This window comes from Caballeronia sp. KNU42 (genome assembly GCF_053760385.1).
The window spans coordinates 2,605,114-2,624,011 of the sequence record NZ_CM132389.1 but is presented as its reverse complement, the minus strand read 5'-3'; the positions used below and the strand labels follow the sequence as shown (position 1 = coordinate 2,624,011).

The following is an 18,898-nucleotide window of genomic DNA, read 5'->3' as shown; positions in this document are numbered from 1 at the left end:
CACACTCCCGATTTGCTGGGATCCCCCAATGCAATAGTCGCTGGATATCGAGCATGTTGCCGCGCGACTCGTGCGGCGTGCATACCGCACCATCGAGTGAACGATGTCCGACAAGGTCGCCCATTGCAACTGTCAAAGCAGTCAATTGAGGAAACGATGAACATCAGTCCAGCGTCTACAAGCGCAGAAGCGTCAGGTAAGCTGAAACGCCATGACCTACTTATCGGCGGCAGTATCAGTCCGCCTGTAGGTGAAGAATATATTCTCACGGACAATCCCTATACCGGAAAGGTTTGGGGCGAAATTGCGCGCGGTACCAGCGCCGATGTCGACCGGGCTGTCGCTGCGGCCAAAGCCGCTCTTCCGGTATGGAATGCACTGAAACCCGCCGAACGTGGCCGGGCCCTGTTCAGGTTGGCCGACCTGATTGAGGTCCACGCGGAGTCGCTCGCGGCTGCGGAAGTTCGCGACAATGGCAAGCTATACACGGAGATGCTCCCGCAGATGCGGCTCATGTCCGACTGGTATCGCTACTACGCAGGCCTGAGCGATAAGATCGAGGGAACCGTCATTCCAACGGGCAGGGCCAACATGTTCGCCTTTACCCGCCACGAGCCGTTAGGCGTGGTCGCGCTAATCACACCGTGGAATTCACCGCTCCTTCTGTTGACGCACAAGCTGGCCACCGCATTGGCCTCCGGTAACGTCGCTGTCATCAAGCCATCCGAGTTCACCTCGGCCTCGACGCTTCAGTTCGCGGAGCTCTTCTCGCAGGCCGGCTTCCCAGCCGGTGTGGTCAACGTCGTTACCGGCTATGGGCACGAAGCTGGGGCAGCACTGGTCGCGCATCCGGACATAGCGAAAATCGCCATGACCGGGTCGGAGGCTGGCGGCCGCGTCATCAATGAGACAGCAGCGCGCGATTTCAAGCACGTGGCACTGGAGTTGGGCGGCAAGTCACCGAATATCGTGTTCGAAGACGCGGATCTTGACGCCGCCGTGGCAGGCGCTATCGCTGGAATTTTCGCTGCCAGCGGGCAGACCTGCATCGCCGGCTCGCGGCTTTTGCTCCAGCGTTCGATTCACGATCAGTTCGTCGATCGTTTGACACACACGGCTCGCGCCGCGCGTATCGGCGATCCGATGCAACCGGACACTCATGTCGGTCCGATGGCGACACTGCAGCAGTACGAGAAGGTACTTGGCTACATCGACATCGCTAAACAGGAGGGCGCAAATTGCGTGTTGGGTGGTGGGCCGTACAGGGGACCCGGCGCGGAGGGAGGACGCTTCATCGAGCCGACGATTTTCACCAACGTGCATAACGGCATGCGCATCGCGCGCGAGGAAGTGTTCGGGCCCGTGCTTTCGATCATTCCGTTCGAAACCGAGGAAGATGCCTACCAGATCGCGAACGATACGCCTTACGGCCTTGCCGCCGGCGTCTGGACATCGGACATGGGGCGGGCAATGCGTGCATCTGAGCTTCTGCAAGCAGGCACTGTCTGGGTCAACACCTATCGGGTTGGCGGCTGCGCCACACCTTTCGGCGGCTATAAGCGCAGCGGGTTCGGCCGAGAAGGAGGAGTCGAGGCAATCCACGAATGGTTGCAAACAAAGACCGTGTGGATCTGCGGCAAGCCAGACACCAATCAGCCGTTCGTCATGCGGCACTAGTCTGAGACGGAGAAAATATGGAAATCAAGCAGAAGGGCTGCGTCGTCACAGGCGCAGGCAGTGGCATCGGCCGAGGCATCGCGTTGGCCCTGGCCGACGCCGGCGCCAGCGGGATCATAATCGCCGACGTGCAGCTCGAACGAGCCGAGGCAGTGTGCGCCGAAATCGAGGCGAAGGGGGGCGTGGCCCGCCCCTTCCAATGTGACGTGCGCCAATCCGAATCGGTCGAGAGGCTGGCGGACTTTGCGTGGGACGCATTGGGACACGTAGAGATCCTCTGCAACAACGCTGGCGTCATTGCAACCGGACCGGGATTCGACACAACCGACGAGGATTTGCGGTGGCAGTTCGAGGTGAACGTCTATGGCGTGTTCAACGGTTGCCGGGTGTTCGGCAGGCGTTTTCTTTCTAATGGTACGAAAGCGTGGATTTGCAATACTGCCTCGCATCATGCCGTGGGCACACCGACCGCGGGCGTCGCAACCTACGTCGCCACCAAGCATGCAGTGCTCGGTTTCGCCGACGCGTTTCGCCTTGAATACGGGGAAAGCATCGGCTTCAGTGTGTTGTGCCCTGGAATCATCAACACAGAGCTTTGGGATGCCGGGCGTAACCGCCCGGAGGAACTCGGCAACGCGTTCAAGGGCAGCGAGCAGAACCACGCGGCCCTTGAAGCTTATGGCATGAGCCCCGAGTTCGTTGGGAACCTTGTGGCGCAGGGGATCAAGACGGAGGAGTTTTTCATATGGACGCATCCGTATTCCATTGAGTTGATCGAAAAACGCTATCTCGAAGGTGTCGAATCGATTCGCCGGCAATGGCCCGATGGACCTCTCCCGATACACAAGCGCACGCCGGGCAAAGTTTGAATTCAGACATTGCACAACAGGAACTCGCATGAAAGATCTCGAGAACAAGGTGGCTATCGTCCTCGGCGCATCGACGCCGGGGGGCATGGGTGAGGCCATGGCCCGTCGTTTGACGGCTGAAGGCGCGCGGGTGGTCGTGTCCGGATTGGGCGCCGAACACTTGCGCGCCCTCGCCGAAGAGCTGGGTGGCTCCGCCCTTGAGGCTGACATCACAGACCAGCAGAAAATTGCCGATCTCGTTGCTTATACAAAGACAACCTACGGCCGGCTCGACATCGCGGTGAATGCAGCTGGATTTGCACCCCGCGTGCCATTTAAGGAATTGACAGAAGAGCATCTGATGCATATGGCAAAGATGCACTTTATCGGACCGGCAATGTTTATCAAGCATGTCGCGGAGACCATCGTTGACGGTGGTGCAATCGTGAACATATCTTCTCTTTCTGCCTACGACCCGCTTTCCGGGATTGTTGGTTACGCCGCATCAAAGCGTGCGGGCGATCGGGTGATCCAGGGGGCAGCGCTGGAATATCGCCAAAAGCGCTTGCGAATTAATGGCATCATCCCATCCCTCGTGCCCACGGAGCTTTCGCGTAAAGGGGTGCGCGACTTTGGGATGGATCCAGACGCCTTCGAGAAGAGCTTCGTGGATCTGACGCCGCTCGGCCGCATCACGCGCCCTGAAGACATCGCGGCCATGACGTATATGTTGGTGCGCGATGAATTCTTCGAGACCGGGCAGATTTTTAACTACAGTGGCGGCAATTCCCTTCTGGGTCACCCCAGGTTTCTGGCCTGAACCGCAGCCGTTCGCTCCAGGCGGATCACCAACCGGCGCACGTCGCCGATCCGAGTAGCTTGAGTTTTCTTTAATGGGTGCGCATCGGGCCCGTGTTCGTATCAACGCAATCAAGCAGTTACCGTTGCAGTGGACACTGAGCCGATAGTATTTCACGCAAGGAAACGGAGAAGTCCCTTTTGTCGGCGTTGTGCACAGGGAGCTCGAAACCCCTTCAGCAATTCCACCAGCGCTCACGGGTACCGGTGGGGCCGGTCCGTTGGTCGGGGCAGGTGAGGGCATGCTTATGTCTGTCTGTACGCGATGCTGTGCTGTATGTGACTTGCTTCACCCGCAGGACGGCACGAAGATCCTTTGTCAGGGCGTTCTGCGACGGTTTTTGTTTGCGCCGGGTTCGATTGCCTGCGTGCGAGCTTTGGCTTCGCGGATACCTTCGTCGAACGTCACAGTCGTCGCCACGTGCCGATGATTGACGCTGACGAGCCAGCCGCTGTCCGTCTTGCACCAACGAATGAAGCCCTGATCATAGAGGTCCGAGAACCACCGCCACAGTGCAGCATCCTCGGCGTTCGCATTCGCCGCTGCTTCCTTGCGCGTGCGCGTAGTGTTGCTATCCAAGGTCTTCGATCAGTTCTGGGATTACGTCGAACAGGTCGCCCACGAGCCCATAGTCAGCTACGCTGAAAATCGGTGCGTCCGGGTCCTTATTGATGGCGACAATTACCTTGGAATCCTTCATCCCCGCCAGATGCTGGATCGCGCCCGAGATGCCCACGGCCACATACAGTTGCGGGGCGACGATCTTCCCAGTCTGGCCGACCTGATAATCATTCGGTACGAAGCCCGCATCCACCGCCGCCCGTGATGCGCCCAGTGCTGCGCCGAGCCGGTTGGCCAGCGGCTCAAGCACCGACATGTAATTCTCGCCGCTTCCCAGTCCCCGTCCGCCCGACACAATGATCTGTGCAGCGGTCAATTCCGGACGGTCCAGCTTCGTCACCTTCCGGCTCATGAACTGGCTGGTGCCTTGATCTGCTGGCGCTTCGATCGTTTCGACAACTGCGCTGCCGCCTTCGGCCGCGGCCGGGTCGAAGCCGGTCGAGCGCACCGTGATAACCTTGATCGAATCCAGCGACTGCACCGTCGCGATGGCGTTGCCGGCGTAGATAGGGCGTTCGAACGTATCGAAACTATTCACCGCCGTAATATCGCTGAGCTGCGCGACGTCCAGTTTTGCCGCGACTCGAGGGGCGATGTTTTTGCCATAGGCCGTGGCCGGCGCCAAAATGTGTGAGTAGTCCTTCGCGATAGTAAGCACAGTGGCTTCAACGTTTTCCGCCAGACCGGCCGCGAGCTGCAAAGCGTCCGCTAGCAGCACCTTCGCAACGCCAGGTATCTTCGCCGCCGCATCGGCCGCCGACCGCGCGTCGTGACCGGCGACCAATACATGGACCTCGCTACCAATTTGCCGCGCTGCCGACACCGCGTTAAGTGTCGCAGCCTTTAGCGACGTATTGTCGTGCTCCGCAATTAGCAGAATCGTCATTTTCTTTCGTCTCCCTCAGAGCACCTTGGCTTCAGTCTTCAGCTTCTCGATCAGCGCCTTCACGTCCGGCACCTTCACGCCAGCGCCGCGCTTAACCGGTTCCGCCACCTTCAGCGTTTTCAGGCGCGGCGTCACATCTACACCGAGGTCTTCGGGTTTGAGTGTTTCAAATGGCTTCTTCTTCGCCTTCATGATGTTGGGCAGCGTTACGTATCGTGGCTCATTCAGGCGCAGGTCGGTCGTGACCACCGCCGGCAGGCTCAGTGACAGCGTCTCCGACCCGCCATCCACCTCCCGTGAAACAATGGCCCTGCTGTCCGCAATGGTGACCTTTGATGCGAACGTCGCCTGCGGAAGGTTCGCCAGGGCCGCCAACATCTGCCCGGTCTGGTTGAAATCGTCGTCTATGGCTTGCTTGCCGAGAATGATGAGCTGAGGTTGCTCTCTGTCAACCAACGCCTTCAAGAGCTTGGCGACTGCCAGTGGCTGCAATTCCTCGCTTGATTCAATCAGGATCGCGCGGTCGGCGCCGATCGCGAGGGCAGTGCGCAGCGTCTCCTGTGCCTGCGCCACTCCCGCCGACACCACGATCACCTCGCTGGCTACGCCCGCTTCTTTCAGGCGCACCGCCTCTTCCACTGCTATCTCGTCGAACGGATTCATCGACATCTTCACATTCGTCATGTCGACGCCCGTGGCATCCGACCTCACCGATACCTTCACGTTGTAATCGACCACTCTCTTGACCGGTACAAGAATTCTCATGCTTGCTCTCTAAAGGATAGGAATGTCTGTTCCTGTGGGACGTCGCGCGGGGCCCGAGCCGTAGCGATTGCGCGCAGTTCCATTGCGTTCGGAGTGACGCCACCCGCGTTTGTTCTGTGGTTTCCGTCGACTGCTTCGTCGTGCGTAGCGCCCGGAAAAAATGTCCAGCCATCGATATTGCTCGCCGTGCCGGGTCGCAGACGCGCCGTGTCGCGATTCACGAGGCGTCGCAGCAGGCGCTGCTTCTTTGATCCGCTTCAGATTCAAATATAAATGATCTACAGTCAGTTATCAACAGTCTTCCTTCGCGCTTTTTCACTTGTTGGGGTAACCCCTAGGCGATCTTTAAAAGCGGGTCGAGCCGATGACTAAATCATTTGAAGGTAGATATCACAAGCGTTTTCAAGGGAAAGGAGAATTTTCTTTGCGGCATCAGAGGCCGAAGACATATGTGCAAGCGCCTATTGACAGTCGAAGTAAGCTCAAAATAAACTGACGATGTGTCATAAATGTATGACGTCGACAACCTACCTGGTCCTGGATTATGTAGAGCGCACGGACCTTTCGGTCGAACAGATGACTCCCTTGGAGGCGGCAACGTGTCATGCCGTCAATCGAGCCACATTGAATGGCTCTCTATGAAGACAGCGGGAACTGGAGGAGACGGATGACCTCAATGCAGGGACGCGAACGTGGCAGAAACGAGGGCTCAAAAAGAAAATCGTCTGTTTGTGATTGGCGTCCCCTTGGGGCGTGCGGGTGCGAGGCCGACAGGGTTTGCAAGTATTCGCCGCAGGTTGGCTTTTGGTTTGCGTTTTGAAGTAAGTGCCCGATAACTTAAATCAAGAAGGTAGGAGACTCGAATGAAAAGCAACCAGCCAAGCGCTTGCAAATCGCCTCGACGAGCGCGTTCGACTGCGGTCGCCTGTCTGGCGATCGTCGTAGGAATCGGTACCGCACGGGCTTTCGAATTGCCGGTCAGTCCGGACTGGGCTGTCAACTGGGACAACACGATTACGTACAACCTTGGCGTTCGTGCGCAAGGCATCAATCCGGGCATTGGAAATAATCCGGCGTTTGCAGAGTCAGACTATAAGTTCGCGCACGCGGGTGACGTCGTAACGGATCGGGTCAGCGACTTATCGGAGTTCGATGCAGTATTTCGCGACAAATATGGCTTCCGGATCAGTGCGTCGATCTTTAAGGACTTTGCCTATGGGAACGGCGTCAACACAAATCCAGGAAATTTTGCGCCCGGGGTGCCTTATTCGTCGCTGTTCTCATATCAGAACAGTCAGTATTCGAACTACACGACCAGGTACTACCAACAAGGCGTCCAGCTATTGGACGCGTTTGCGTACGGCCGCTTCGACATAGGAGGGCATAGCACGACGATCAAATTGGGCCAACTGACCCAGTTCTGGGGCAACGCGCTGTTTTTCGGTTCTCAGGGTATCGATTATTCCCAGAATGCCTCGGACGGCATCAAGGGTTCCAGCCAACCCGGGTCCACGGCGAAGGAGCTTGCGCTGCCGCGTCTGCAGGCCTTGGTTAGCACGCAGGTTACGCCGACCATCAACTTGGAAGCACAGTACTTTCTTCGTCGTGCCAACAATCTGGAGCCGGAGGGGGGGACGTATCTGGGTACGGCAGGGTTTCTTTTTAACGGGCCTCAATTTCTGGACGGATCGATTCCGCGCGGTCCGACCGGGTCCCCTAGCAATACCAACCCGAACTACGGCTTCAAGGCCTCATGGACACCCGAATGGCTGCGAGGCACGCTGGATGCCTACTATCGTCGTTTCGACGAAGTGCAGCCTTGGGCGCCGCTCTTTGGTGTCGATCCCGCGACGGGCGCCACGAACTATCATCTTGCCTATGCGACCGATGTACACCTTTACGGATTGAGCCTCGAAAAGCAGATCGCAAACTATAGTACGGGTTTCGAAGTATCGTATCGCCAGCACACCGCGTTAAACAGCGCTACCGGACCGCTACCAAGCAATCTGGCTGGTACGGCCGGGGCTCGCGGCGATACCATCAACGTGATTGCGAACGTCATCGCGGGCCTTACTCGAACTCCACTGTGGCAGACAGGCTCATTGACCGCGGAAATCGCCGCGACTCATCTGACGTCGATAACCAGTAACGGTGCGCTTTACAACGGCACTGGGAATCCATCGGGATGTGCAACAGGCAATAAGTGGGACGGTTGCTCTACAAGAAATGCGGTAGCGATTGCCGCGCAGTTCGACCCAACGTGGCTGCAGGTGTTCCCGGGCGTCGACATTGATATGCCGATATTCGTGGAATATGGCCTCTATGGAAACGCCGCGAGCCTCGACACTTCGCCTGGACAGGGTGGATTGATTTATACAGCTGGAGTCCACGCGTTGATCTACAACAAATACAACGCCACGCTTCAGTACAACGGCTATCACGCGCACACCAACGGAGGAAACACTCTTGTCAACGGAGGCGCTGCCTCGTATTACACAAGCGGCAACGGGATCTACTTCTATAACGACAGAGGATGGGTATCGCTGACTCTGCAGATGTCCTTTTGAAGGGTTGCGCGTCGCAAAGCGGTTGAATTGTTTGCGAAGCAGTTGCCGCGGCTTCATTTATCGATTAGGCATCCGAATAATCTAATCAGGTTCTGCATAAAATCATGAAGTCATATCATTGTGAGATCGGCGCAGATGCATCATCCGGATCAATCGACCGTCCGTCATTGCAGGATGCTGAAAACGCGGTGCGAGTTCTGATTCGCTGGGCTGGTGATGACCCGTCGCGCGAAGGCTTGATAGACACGCCGGCCCGTGTCGCACGTTCATACAAGGAATTCTTCGCGGGCTACGTGGTCGACCCGCGCGAGATCCTTGCGCGCACGTTCTCAGAGGTTGATGGTTACGACGAGATGGTCGTGTTGAAAGATATCCGGTTCGAAAGCTATTGCGAACACCACATGGTGCCCATTATCGGGCGCGCCCATGTTGCTTATCTGCCTGAACATCGGGTCGTGGGTATCTCGAAGCTCGCGCGGCTGGTTGATGCATTTGCGAAGCGGCTGCAAATACAGGAAAAGATGACTGTTCAGATCGCGGACGCGCTAAACGAGGTGCTGGAACCGAAGGGCGTGGGTGTGATTCTTGAAGCCGCCCATCAATGTATGTCTACGCGCGGTGTCCACAAGTCTGATGCCGCAATGGTGACATCGCGCATGCTGGGATCGTTTCGGACCGACCCGTCGACGCGACGGGAGTTCCTTTCTATCGTTCGTCACGGATAGCACTATTCGGTGAAAAATTTGAAGACGTCCGACGAACTACACGTTGGAGGATGTTTGGCAATTGGCGTTGTTTCCTCGTGGGGAGCAACAGCTGATTTCTATCAATATTTGGATTGCTTGACGAGGTTTTCATGAGTCTGCTCCTAGTGGAGAAGCGCGGCCACGTCGCGCTTCTCACCCTCAATCGGCCAGAGGTCATGAATGCGTTGGGGGCGACTGGCGACGGGGATGCTATCCGTAGCGTTTGCGAGAGTATCAATCGCGATCAGGACATCCGATGTGCAATCTTGACCGGTGCAGGACGTGCTTTTTCTGCTGGCGGTGATGTGAAGTCCATGCTCGAGAAAAGCGGCGCGTTTGCGGGAGCCGGTATCGACATCCGGGAAAGCTATCGACGAGAATTCCACGCGCTGAGCAGCGCAATCTACAACCTTGAAGTTCCGCTCATAGCCGCTGTCAACGGAGCCGCGGTCGGCTTGGGTTGCGACCTCGCCTGCCTCGCCGACATTCGCATAGCTGCAGAAGATGCACGCTTTGGAGTCACTTTCTTGAAGGTCGGGTTGATCCCTGGCGATGGCGGCGCCTGGTTGCTACAGCGTGTCCTCGGCTATAGCCGTGCTGCCGAGTTGCTCTATACCGGGAAATTGATCGGGGCCGCGCTTGCCGCAGAGTGGGGCCTTGTCTCAAGAGTAGTACCGGCGGCTGAGCTGCTTCGGGTGGCATTCGATCTGGCCGGGCAGATTGCCGGCCAGCCGCCGCACGCACTGCGCCTCGCAAAGAGTTTGATGCGTCACGGACGCAGTACATCGTACGACGCGGTCATGGAGATGTCGGCGATGGCCCAGGCGCTCTGTCATTTGACAGATGACCATATCGAAGGACTAAGCGCACTTGCCGAAAAACGCGGTGCAACTTTTCGCGGCCAGTAGGCTTCCCCTTGTGCGGGGTACCAACGAGCGAGAGACCTTTCAAGTGTTTTTGGGAAACCGGGGAACAGCGGGGCTGTTTCAAGGGTGCCTGACCATCCAAAATGAAAACAGCGAAGGTGATCGTTTTTTCGAAGTAAATGACGTATAGTCAGTTATTATAATTATCGTGGACGTAGCACCAGGCGGCGCATATGCCGTTCAGCGCGGCACCGATGACAGTGAAACACAACACGAAGACGAAGACGAAAAGGGAACGATGGCTCAGCCGTCAACACCCGTTCAAATCTATGGAGACAAGTGATGAAACGGAATGTATGGCTTCTGGCGGCGCTTCTGACCGCTTTGCAGGGAAGCGGCAATGCGTTCGCAGCGTCGGACGCAGACTCCGCAAAGAGCCTCGGTACAACCTTGACGGAATTCGGCGCAGAAAAAGCGGGCAGCGCCGATGGATCCATTCCTGCGTACACCGGCGGACTAACTGAGGCGGCTCCGGGCTATAAGGCCGGCAGTACTGTCTATCCAGATCCATTCGCGAACGAGAAGCCGATTTTGACAATCGATTCGAAGAATGTGGCTGAGCACGAAGCGAATCTAAGCGCAGGGCAGATCGCCATGTTCAAGAAATATCCGGATTACCGGATGGAGATTTATCCGACTCATCGCACCGCACCTTATCCGGCATGGGTGCTCAAGAATACCCTGGCCAATGCTGCCAAGGCACACTTGGTCGGAACAATCGAAGGAGATGGTGTCACCGGCGCTTACGGCGGTGTTCCTTTCCCTGCTCCGAAAAGCGGCTACGAAGTGATGTGGAATTTTTACCTGCACTGGATGTCTGCTGGGCGGGTCGTGCGCAACGAGTCTTATCTGGTCGAGCCAGACGGCGGCCGGACACTACTGGGTACGTTTACGGGGACCTATGGCAATAGGTACTACGATCCGGACGCGACCAGCGTACCTGACCTCTACTATCTCAAGCAACTGGAGATCGGGAATGCTCCATCGTCCCAGGTGGGCTACAACCTCATCCTCTCGTATTCGCTGAACTACACTCAGGCAGACATATTGAACTGGCTGTACACACCCGGCCAACGCCGGGTCAGGACGGCCCCCGAGTTCACCTACGACACGCCCGCTGCGAATTTCGACGGTGCTTTGACCTACGATGAGGTCGGCATGTTCTCAGGCCGCATGGATCGGTTCGACTTCAAACTAATCGGCAAGAAGGAGATCTATGTGCCCTACAACGTCTACAAACCCTTCATGCCGACGACACCGGAAGAAAGTTTCCTGACAGGGAAGTTTCCGAACTCGAGTATGGTGCGTTTTGAGAAGCACCGTGTTTGGGTCGTGGAGGCGACGCTCAAGTCCGGACAGCGCCATATCATGTCCCGTCGGACTTTCTATGTCGATGAAGACTCCTGGATCGTGAACGAGGTTGACGAATACGACCACGCCGGGCAGTTGTACCGGATTGGCGTCGATTATCCCTCGGTCATTTATGATCCGACTGCGCCTTATCTGACGGATGCGCGATACAGTTTTGTAGACCTAACGAAGGGCTCCTATTTCTTTGGAGGGGAATTCGGCACGGGATATGAAAAAAGCGGTCCGAAGCTGCCCGATATGTCCAGATTGACGCCCGCTGGCCTTTTGAGCGCAGGCATGCGCTAACCCTTGGAACACGCGAGTCGCTTGGTAATTCGCGCAGACGACGCGTGCGTCGTCTGCGCCGCGGGTACAGGCGGTTTGCGGCAGGCTGGAGTCTTCAATGAAAAGCAAGTGGTCGTCTTTCGCCGTCCTTATATTGGCGGCGATACTTCTTTCCGAACCGGATCATGCACGGGCAGAAGGCAACCCGTTTCAGGATCCATTAGACACGCCGGCGATCCAGGAGTTTGGTGCCCGGGGGATTACTCAACAGTCGTTCATGGCTATTACGCAGGCTGGTAAGCGGCTCATCGCCGTCGGGCTGCGCGGGCTCGTTGTCTTTTCTGATGACAGCGGGCGGTCATGGCAGCAGGCGCGGGTTCCAGTGCAAACGGATCTGGTCGCGGTCCAGTTCGTGACCTCCAGGCAAGGTTGGGCGTCGGGTCATGATGCCGTCATTCTGCACACGGAAGACGGCGGGGCAACGTGGACGAAGCAGTTTGACAATCGCTTGGCAGCGGTCGTATTGCCGGCGTATTACCAGAGGAAGATTGCTGCGGGCGACACGTCATTGGAGCCCTTTCTCAAGCAAGTACAACTGAACACTCAGGGCGACACATCGCTGCCGTTTCTCGGCATCCATTTCACTGACCTCGAGCATGGTATCGCGGTCGGCTCCTTTGGCATGATCGTGGCCACGAGCGACGGCGGCAGGCACTGGCTGCCGTGGCTGGATCGGATCGACGATAAGGAGTTCCTGAATCTGAACGTGATCCGAAAGATTGGCAACGATCTCGTCATTGCGGGCGAACAAGGCGGGGTGTACCGGTATGACGACAAGACCGGTTCATTCGTTGCAGTGCCGGCGCCCTACAAGGGCAGCTTTTTCGATATTGTTGGCACGGACAGTTTCATGCTCGCGGTTGGGTTGCGCGGCACTATCTATCGTAGCGAAGATAGGGGCAAGACGTGGCAACATATTGACACGCCCGTCAAAGACACCGTGACCGCCGCTACGCTCCTTGGCGGTAGTGATGGGATTGTTCTGGTAACTGCCGGTGGCGCTCTCGCGGTAAGCCACGATCGGGGCGTCACGTTCCGAGCGGACGAACCCTCGCATCCAATGCTTTTTACGGCCGTGAGTGTGCTCGGGGCCGACCGGCTTGTCCTGACCGGCCTGGAAGGTATAGGCGTGGAGCAACTCACTATGCGCCATGCATCGGTGTCTCATGAGGTTTCGCAATGAATCAATCCAATCAGTCTGATGTGTCAGGCGGTCAACCGGCCGTTAAGCGGCTCGAAGATTTCAACCCGCGTTCGGGCAATCTGCTCGAACGTCTGATTTTCAACCATCGCGTGATGATTGGCGTGATCTGCCTGTTGTTGACGGCGTTGCTGGGTTCGCAGGCGATACGGCTAAAGGTCAACGCAAGCTTTGACAAGACACTGGCTCAGTCACAGCCGTTTATCCGTAACTATCTGGACAACAGGGCAACAGCGCGTGGCCTCGGCAACACGGTGCGCATCGTAGTCGAAAACAAGAAGGGCGACATCTACGACCCGGAATACCTGAAGACACTGCGAGAGATTAACGATGCCGTGTTCTTGATGCCCGGTGTGGATCGCCTCTTTATGAAATCGCTCTGGACACCTTCCGTGCGGTGGACGCAGATCACTGAGGATGGATATCGCGGCGGCGCGGTTATGCCGCAGGACTATAACTCCACCTCCGCGTCGTTGAATCAGCTCAAGCGCAATGTCGTGATCGCAGGCATCGTTGGTAGCGTGGTCTCCAACGATCAGCATTCAAGCATGATAGTCGTGCCGCTGATTGAAACGAACGCGGTGACTGGCAAGCCGCTGGACTACGAGGCGTTTTCCGATGGACTGAAGAGACAGGTCTTCGCACGTGAGTCGGACCGGATTGGCATCCACGTAATCGGATTTGCGCAGTTGGCCGGTGACCTGATCGATGGCATCGGCAAGATGAGCAGATACTTCATGATTGCGGCAGCGGTAGCCGCGGGAGCAATCTTCTTTTATACGCGCTGTGTTCGCAGCACGGTTCTCGTGCTGAGCTGTTCACTAATCGCAGTGATCTGGCAGCTCGGGATCGTGCATCTGCTTGGATTCGTGCTGGATCCCTATTCGGTGCTGGTTCCCTTCCTGGTTTTTGCGATCGGCGTTTCGCACGGGGCGCAAAAAATGAACGGCATCATGCAGGATGTCGGCCGCGGCATGCATCGGTATGTTGCTGCACGACAGACGTTCCGTCGGCTGTTTCTCGCTGGACTGACGGCACTACTGGCGGATGCAGTCGGTTTTGGCATCCTGACCATCATAGATATTCCGGTGATCAGGGATTTGGCGATGACGGCCAGCATTGGCGTGGGTCTGCTGATATTTACCAACCTTGTTCTTCTTCCGGTCGTCTTGTCGTACACGGGAGTGAGTCGTGCCGCGGCGCAGCGCAGTCTGCGTTCGGAGGAGGGCGACGCTGAAAAGCGCACCGTGGCGAGTCGCTTATGGAGCCTGCTCGACCGCTTCACGGAGCGCCGTTGGGCTACGGGCGCTCTGCTCGTGACGGCGGGACTGACCGCTGGCGGCTTTGTGATCGGCTTGCACCTTCAGACCGGCGACCTCGATCCAGGCGCGCCGGAGTTACGTACGGATTCCCGATACAACCGGGACAATGCTTTCATCGCCACGAAATTTGGACTGTCAAGCGATGTGTTCGCGGTCATTGTGAAGACCAGGCCCGACAGCATGAGCAGTTTTCCCACGCTCACGGAAGAGGACCGGCTCGAGCAGCAACTGCGCGCCCTACCGGTGGTGCAGGGCACCGTCTCGGCTGCTGACATGGCGCGTTACGGCACCTCTGGTATCAATGAAGGCAGCCCGAAATGGTTCACGTTAAGTCGGCAAGCTTCGCTGTCATCCCAGGCGACCTTCGACCTGAAGACGAACGATCCCGAATTGATGAACGCGAACGGGACTGCGGGAACCGTAATCGCCTATTTGACGGATCACAAGGCAAGCACTTTGGACCAGGTGGTAAAGATCACCGAGTCATTCGCCAGGACGCACACTAACGGCGATCGCCAATTCTTGCTTGCAGCCGGTAATGCCGGTATCGAGGCGGCAACCAATATCGCGGTGCTGCAGGCCAATGAGCGCATGTTGATGTTTGTCTATGCGGCCGTCGTGTTGCTTTGCCTGATCACGTTTCGTAGTTGGCGCGCGACCATTGTCGCGGTGATACCCCTCGTCGTAACCTCCGTGCTGTGTCAGGCGCTGATGGTAATTCTGGGAATTGGCGTAAAGGTGGCAACCCTGCCGGTGGTAGCGCTCGGAGTAGGCATCGGAGTAGATTACGCGCTGTATTTGTTGAGCGTTCAGCTCACCCAGCAACGAGCGGGGCTGGATCTGGCAGAGGCATACCGCAAGGCTGTCGGCTTCACCGGCAAGGTGGTAGCACTCGTCGGCGTAACGCTGGCTGCGGGCGTGGTTACATGGGTCTGGTCGCCCATTAAATTTCAGGCAGATATGGGAATCCTGCTGACATTCATGTTTATCTGGAACATGATCGGTGCCCTGGTACTGATTCCTTCCCTGTCGCATTTCCTGCTGCGCAATGTCAGTACCAAGCGGCAGTGTAAGACCGCAGGCAGGCGGGATGCCCGAGCGTTGTCGAGAGAGCATTCGACCGGTGCGTAGGAGTTGCCTGCCTCCGGCGTAACGTGTTCGCGTAGCCGGGATGATCCGGCTACGGTTCCACTCGGGCCGACTCAGGGGCGCTCAAAGAGTGCTGCGAGTCCCTGTCCACCGCCAATGCACATTGTTTCCAGGCCGTAGCGGCCCTTGCGGCGCGCCAGTTCATGCAGCAAGGTGGTCAGCATCCGCACGCCGGTCGCGCCGATGGGATGGCCGAGGGCGATGGCTCCGCCGTTCGGGTTCAGGCGCTCCCGGTCATCCCACTGCCAGGCTTTCAACACGGATAGTACCTGGGCGGCAAACGCTTCGTTAAGCTCGACGAGATCGATCTGGTCAAACGAGAGACCGGTCAGAGCAAACAACTTTTTAACCGCCGGCACCGGACCGATGCCCATTGTCGCAGGGTGGCATCCGGCCGCCGCCCAGCCGGAGAGGAACGCCATTGGTTCCAGGTTCAACGAAGCCAGCCGATCCTCCGCGACGATAAGACAAGCGGCTGAGGCGTCGTTCTGCTGGCTGGCATTGCCGGCAGTGACGCTGCCGCCCTTTAGAACGGGCCGAAGGCGCCCGAGTGCCTCTCTGCTTGTATCGAATCTGATACCTTCGTCTTTGGCAAAGACAAGAGGCTCGCCCTTCTTCTGTGGAACGGGCACGGACACGACCTCCTCGTCGAAACGCCCTTCGGCCCAGGCTGCGGCTGCGCGTTGATGGCTTGAAACTGCGAAGGCGTCAGCTTCTTCGCGGGTGATCCCGTATTCAGTGGCGAGGTTCTCTGCCGTTTCCGGCATCCCGGAAATTGTCCCGAAGCGTTCATGCGGCTGGGAGCGCTCCCGTCCCCGTTGCAATCGGTCATGGAACGTGACCGAACCGGAGCGAGAACCCCAGCGCATGTCCGTTGAGTAGTATTCGATGTTGCTCATACTTTCAACGCCTACGACCAGCACGACGTCAGCTGCGTGCGTCTGTACCATCATCGAAGCATCTATGACCGCCTGTAGCCCCGACCCGCAGCGGCGGTCGACCGTGTATCCAGGGACTTCAATCGGCAATCCTGCTGCAAGCGCTGCATACCGTCCGAGGCACGGAGCCTCGCTGGACGCGTAAGACTGGGCGACGATAACTTCGTCGATCGACGCGCTCTCAATGCCACTGCGCTCGAGTACGGCCTTGATAATGTGCGTGGCGAGCTGGTCCGCGCTCAGAGGGCGCAAGCTACCGCCGAAACTGCCTACGCCGGTTCGAAGGGGTGCGACCACTGCCGCTCGTCTAAGTGTTGACATCATGTTTTCAGTCTCCGATGGGTCTTTCGGCGAGTTAGGTATAAAATGACACATCGTCAATTATATGGCGCTACGGGCAGGAAGTGGCGGTTCAATCGATGAGGATGGTAAACACGTGAAGGTTTTAGGCGTAGGTGAACTGGACTTCGGCGCGCTCATACGTCCGGACGAGACTGTGATGTGGGGCCAGGCGGGGGCCGAGCCTGTTGCATTGACGCAGGCGTTGATGGCACAGCGTCATCGAATTGGTCGCCTCACTGTATTCATTGGGGCGACGTGGTCGCATTGCGCTGACCCGTCGTTCGCCGACTGCGTGAACTTTCGCTCATATTGCGGAGCGGGTGCCAACCGTACGCTTGCCAAGGCCGGATTGCTTGATGTCCTGCCGTGCCACTATTCGCACCTTGGCGAATTGATTTCATCCGGACAACTACGGATTGACGTGCTGTTGCTGCAGGTGGCGCCTCCAGGTCCCGACGGGCGATACAGTCTTTCGCTGGCTCATGATTATCTCGTGCCGGCTATCGATTCCGCGAGGCTTGTGATCGCCGAAATCAATGACCGGGCACCCTGGACTTACGGCGAGCGTAGCCTGTCGGCTGACGATATCGACTTCGCGATTCTGACATCGCGGCCTCCGCTCGAGTCAGCGCGCGTGGAGCCAACGGATGCCGAGCGCGCGGTGGGCCGTCGGGTGGCTGAGCTGATCGAAGACGGATCGACACTTCAATTCGGGATCGGCACGATACCGGAGGCTGTCGCCGGCGAACTTACCGGTCATCGGGAACTGGGTATCCATACGGGGGCGCTCGTCGATCGGGGCGTCCGGCTTATCGAAGCGGGCGTCATCACCAATGCTCGCAAGACGATTGACGCCGGGACAACCGTCGCGGGCGTCGCGATGGGCGGCAGTACGCTACACCAATGGATTCATCGCAATGTAGCGGTGAAGTTCAGGTCCGTGAGCTACACGCACGCGGCCAATGTGCTGGCCAGCATCGATCGCTTTACGGCCATCAATTCGGCTCTGGAAGTGGACTTGACCGGTCAGATCAATTCCGAGGTGGCCCGCGGCGTATATGTTGGTGCTGTGGGTGGCGCGTTGGACTTTCTTCGCGGCGCACACCGGTCGCGAGGCGGCCTGCCGATCGTGGCGATGCTGGCGACAGCCGGTGCGGGGCCTCACAAAACGAGCCGGGTCGTGGCGTCGCTCTCCGGGCCGGCGACCGTTGCGCGCGCGGACGCTGGTCTTATCGTTACGGAATATGGCGTGGCGGATTTGCGCGGCCTGTCGCTGAAGGAGCGTGGCAAGCGCCTGATCGCAATCGCCGCGCCGGAATTTCGCGATGAACTGGAGCGGCACGTGTATGAATCAACATTGCGATAGGCATCCGTGGAGTAGTTTCCGATGAACAATCGAGCAGCCCCATCGAATCAAAATCCGTTGAACCCGGATCTGCATCAGTTGCTGACACTGCTTCCGTTGGGGGGCGCTCGTTTCGCCAGTACTGCTGCGCAAACAAACCGGAATCAATTTATCTTTGGCGGTCAACTCCTGGCGCAAGCGCTCTACGCGGCGGCTCAGACTGTGTCGGACAAGCTACCGCATGCCCTGCATGCGTCGTTTGAATTCCCTGCTTCCGGCGCGGACTCCCTCGTCTACCGTGTGTGCAATGGCCGGGACGGCAGCAGTCTGTCGTCTCGCCGGGTCACCGCGCGCCAAAGCGGTCGGACGGTGCTGTGGGCGAACGTCTCGTTCAATGCGACAGAAGCGGGATTCGAACATCAGTTGTCCTGGCGCTCGGAGCCGCCTGATCCGGACTCGGCGCCGGTGCTCGCGACGGTGGCGGCGCGCTATGGCGCCCACGTCTCGGAACATGGAAAGGGCCGTTTGACGACCTACCCGCAACTCGAAATACGGCCGATCGATGTGGAACATCATCTGTTGCTGCGCCCGGGCGCGCCTGTGTCGCGGTTCTGGATACGGGCGCGCGGACGTATGCCGGGCAGCACGTCCGGGTGGGCAGCGGTCCTTGCATACCTGTCCGACTACCTGCTTATCAACGCCGCGCTGATTCCGCATGTCGATCAAATCCCCAATGAGCACCTGTTCGTTGCGAGCCTGAACCATGCCATGTGGTTTCACGATACGGTCGACCCTTCGCAATGGCTGCTCTACGAGACGGAAAGCGCATGGGCGGCTCAAGGGCGTGTGTTGATATACGGGCACTTCTTTTCGGCGGCGGGAAAGATGGTTGCGTCGGTCACACAGGAAGCAATGGTTAGGATACGGAAGGAGACCGGGTAGGTCCGACGGAAGGGCGCTGGAGGCAACATGCCTTGCGCCCGACCCATATCGTCAGGCACCGTTTCAACG

General features: G+C 57.9%; 15 protein-coding genes. 11 read left to right on the top strand and 4 right to left on the bottom strand.

Going from position 1 to position 18,898, the window contains the following annotated elements; all coding sequences use genetic code 11:
• Positions 1-156 precede the first annotated feature (156 nt).
• The 3 genes from ACSOSP_RS31010 to ACSOSP_RS31000 are packed head-to-tail and all read left to right on the top strand — an operon-like array spanning position 157 to position 3,345.
• Positions 157-1,677, top strand: a complete 1,521-nt coding sequence (locus ACSOSP_RS31010; RefSeq protein ID WP_455312357.1) for an aldehyde dehydrogenase — start codon at positions 157-159, stop codon at positions 1,675-1,677.
• A 17-nt stretch (positions 1,678-1,694) separates the two neighbouring features.
• The gene (locus tag ACSOSP_RS31005; RefSeq protein ID WP_455312356.1) at positions 1,695-2,546 is read left to right on the top strand and encodes an SDR family NAD(P)-dependent oxidoreductase; all 852 of its coding nucleotides are present in this window, start codon (positions 1,695-1,697) and stop codon (positions 2,544-2,546) included.
• A gap of 28 nt (positions 2,547-2,574) precedes the next feature.
• Positions 2,575-3,345: an SDR family NAD(P)-dependent oxidoreductase gene (locus ACSOSP_RS31000; RefSeq protein ID WP_455312354.1), complete on the top strand. Its 771-nt coding sequence runs from the start codon at positions 2,575-2,577 to the stop codon at positions 3,343-3,345.
• A gap of 357 nt (positions 3,346-3,702) precedes the next feature.
• Here the strand turns inward: ACSOSP_RS31000 and ACSOSP_RS30995 are convergent, their stop codons facing one another.
• Genes ACSOSP_RS30995 through ACSOSP_RS30985 form a run of 3 tightly spaced genes read right to left on the bottom strand, consistent with a single transcriptional unit; the run spans position 3,703 to position 5,656 of the window.
• Positions 3,703-3,963, bottom strand: a complete 261-nt coding sequence (locus tag ACSOSP_RS30995; RefSeq protein ID WP_455312353.1) for a hypothetical protein — start codon at positions 3,961-3,963, stop codon at positions 3,703-3,705.
• Positions 3,956-4,891 carry an electron transfer flavoprotein subunit alpha/FixB family protein gene (locus ACSOSP_RS30990; protein WP_455312352.1) on the bottom strand — a complete coding sequence of 312 codons (936 nt, stop codon included), beginning with the start codon at positions 4,889-4,891 and terminating at the stop codon, positions 3,956-3,958. Before ACSOSP_RS30990 ends, ACSOSP_RS30995 begins: the two co-directional genes overlap by 8 nt.
• Before the next feature lie 15 nt (positions 4,892-4,906).
• Positions 4,907-5,656 carry an electron transfer flavoprotein subunit beta/FixA family protein gene (locus ACSOSP_RS30985; protein WP_455312351.1) on the bottom strand — a complete coding sequence of 250 codons (750 nt, stop codon included), beginning with the start codon at positions 5,654-5,656 and terminating at the stop codon, positions 4,907-4,909.
• Between the two features lie 971 nt (positions 5,657-6,627).
• On the opposite strand from ACSOSP_RS30985, the gene ACSOSP_RS30980 reads away from it, so the two are divergent.
• The 6 genes from ACSOSP_RS30980 (at position 6,628) to ACSOSP_RS30955 (ending at position 15,244) form a co-directional block, all read left to right on the top strand.
• The gene (locus ACSOSP_RS30980; RefSeq protein ID WP_455312350.1) at positions 6,628-8,223 is read left to right on the top strand and encodes a DUF1302 domain-containing protein; all 1,596 of its coding nucleotides are present in this window, start codon (positions 6,628-6,630) and stop codon (positions 8,221-8,223) included.
• A 104-nt stretch (positions 8,224-8,327) separates the two neighbouring features.
• Positions 8,328-8,948, top strand: a complete 621-nt coding sequence (folE, locus tag ACSOSP_RS30975) for a GTP cyclohydrolase I FolE (RefSeq protein WP_455312349.1) — start codon at positions 8,328-8,330, stop codon at positions 8,946-8,948.
• A gap of 131 nt (positions 8,949-9,079) precedes the next feature.
• Positions 9,080-9,877, top strand: coding sequence for a crotonase/enoyl-CoA hydratase family protein (locus tag ACSOSP_RS30970; RefSeq protein ID WP_455312348.1), 798 nt, complete (start codon positions 9,080-9,082; stop codon positions 9,875-9,877).
• 300 nt (positions 9,878-10,177) lie between these two features.
• Positions 10,178-11,551, top strand: a complete 1,374-nt coding sequence (locus ACSOSP_RS30965) for a DUF1329 domain-containing protein (RefSeq protein WP_455312347.1) — start codon at positions 10,178-10,180, stop codon at positions 11,549-11,551.
• 97 nt (positions 11,552-11,648) lie between these two features.
• Complete coding sequence (locus ACSOSP_RS30960) at positions 11,649-12,773, top strand: WD40/YVTN/BNR-like repeat-containing protein (RefSeq protein WP_455312346.1); 1,125 nt, start codon at positions 11,649-11,651, stop codon at positions 12,771-12,773.
• Positions 12,770-15,244, top strand: a complete 2,475-nt coding sequence (locus tag ACSOSP_RS30955) for an efflux RND transporter permease subunit (RefSeq protein WP_455312344.1) — start codon at positions 12,770-12,772, stop codon at positions 15,242-15,244. The genes ACSOSP_RS30960 and ACSOSP_RS30955 overlap by 4 nt, the downstream gene beginning before the upstream one ends.
• Positions 15,245-15,315: 71 nt before the next feature.
• Here the strand turns inward: ACSOSP_RS30955 and ACSOSP_RS30950 are convergent, their stop codons facing one another.
• On the bottom strand, positions 15,316-16,521 hold the full coding sequence (locus tag ACSOSP_RS30950; protein ID WP_455313727.1) for an acetyl-CoA C-acetyltransferase: 1,206 nt from the start codon (positions 16,519-16,521) through the stop codon (positions 15,316-15,318).
• A gap of 115 nt (positions 16,522-16,636) precedes the next feature.
• Here ACSOSP_RS30950 and ACSOSP_RS30945 point away from each other — a divergent pair, with 115 nt between their 5' ends.
• Positions 16,637-17,908, top strand: a complete 1,272-nt coding sequence (locus ACSOSP_RS30945) for an acetyl-CoA hydrolase/transferase family protein (RefSeq protein WP_455312342.1) — start codon at positions 16,637-16,639, stop codon at positions 17,906-17,908.
• A 21-nt stretch (positions 17,909-17,929) separates the two neighbouring features.
• Positions 17,930-18,829 carry an acyl-CoA thioesterase gene (locus tag ACSOSP_RS30940; RefSeq protein WP_455312341.1) on the top strand — a complete coding sequence of 300 codons (900 nt, stop codon included), beginning with the start codon at positions 17,930-17,932 and terminating at the stop codon, positions 18,827-18,829.
• Positions 18,830-18,898 lie beyond the last annotated feature (69 nt).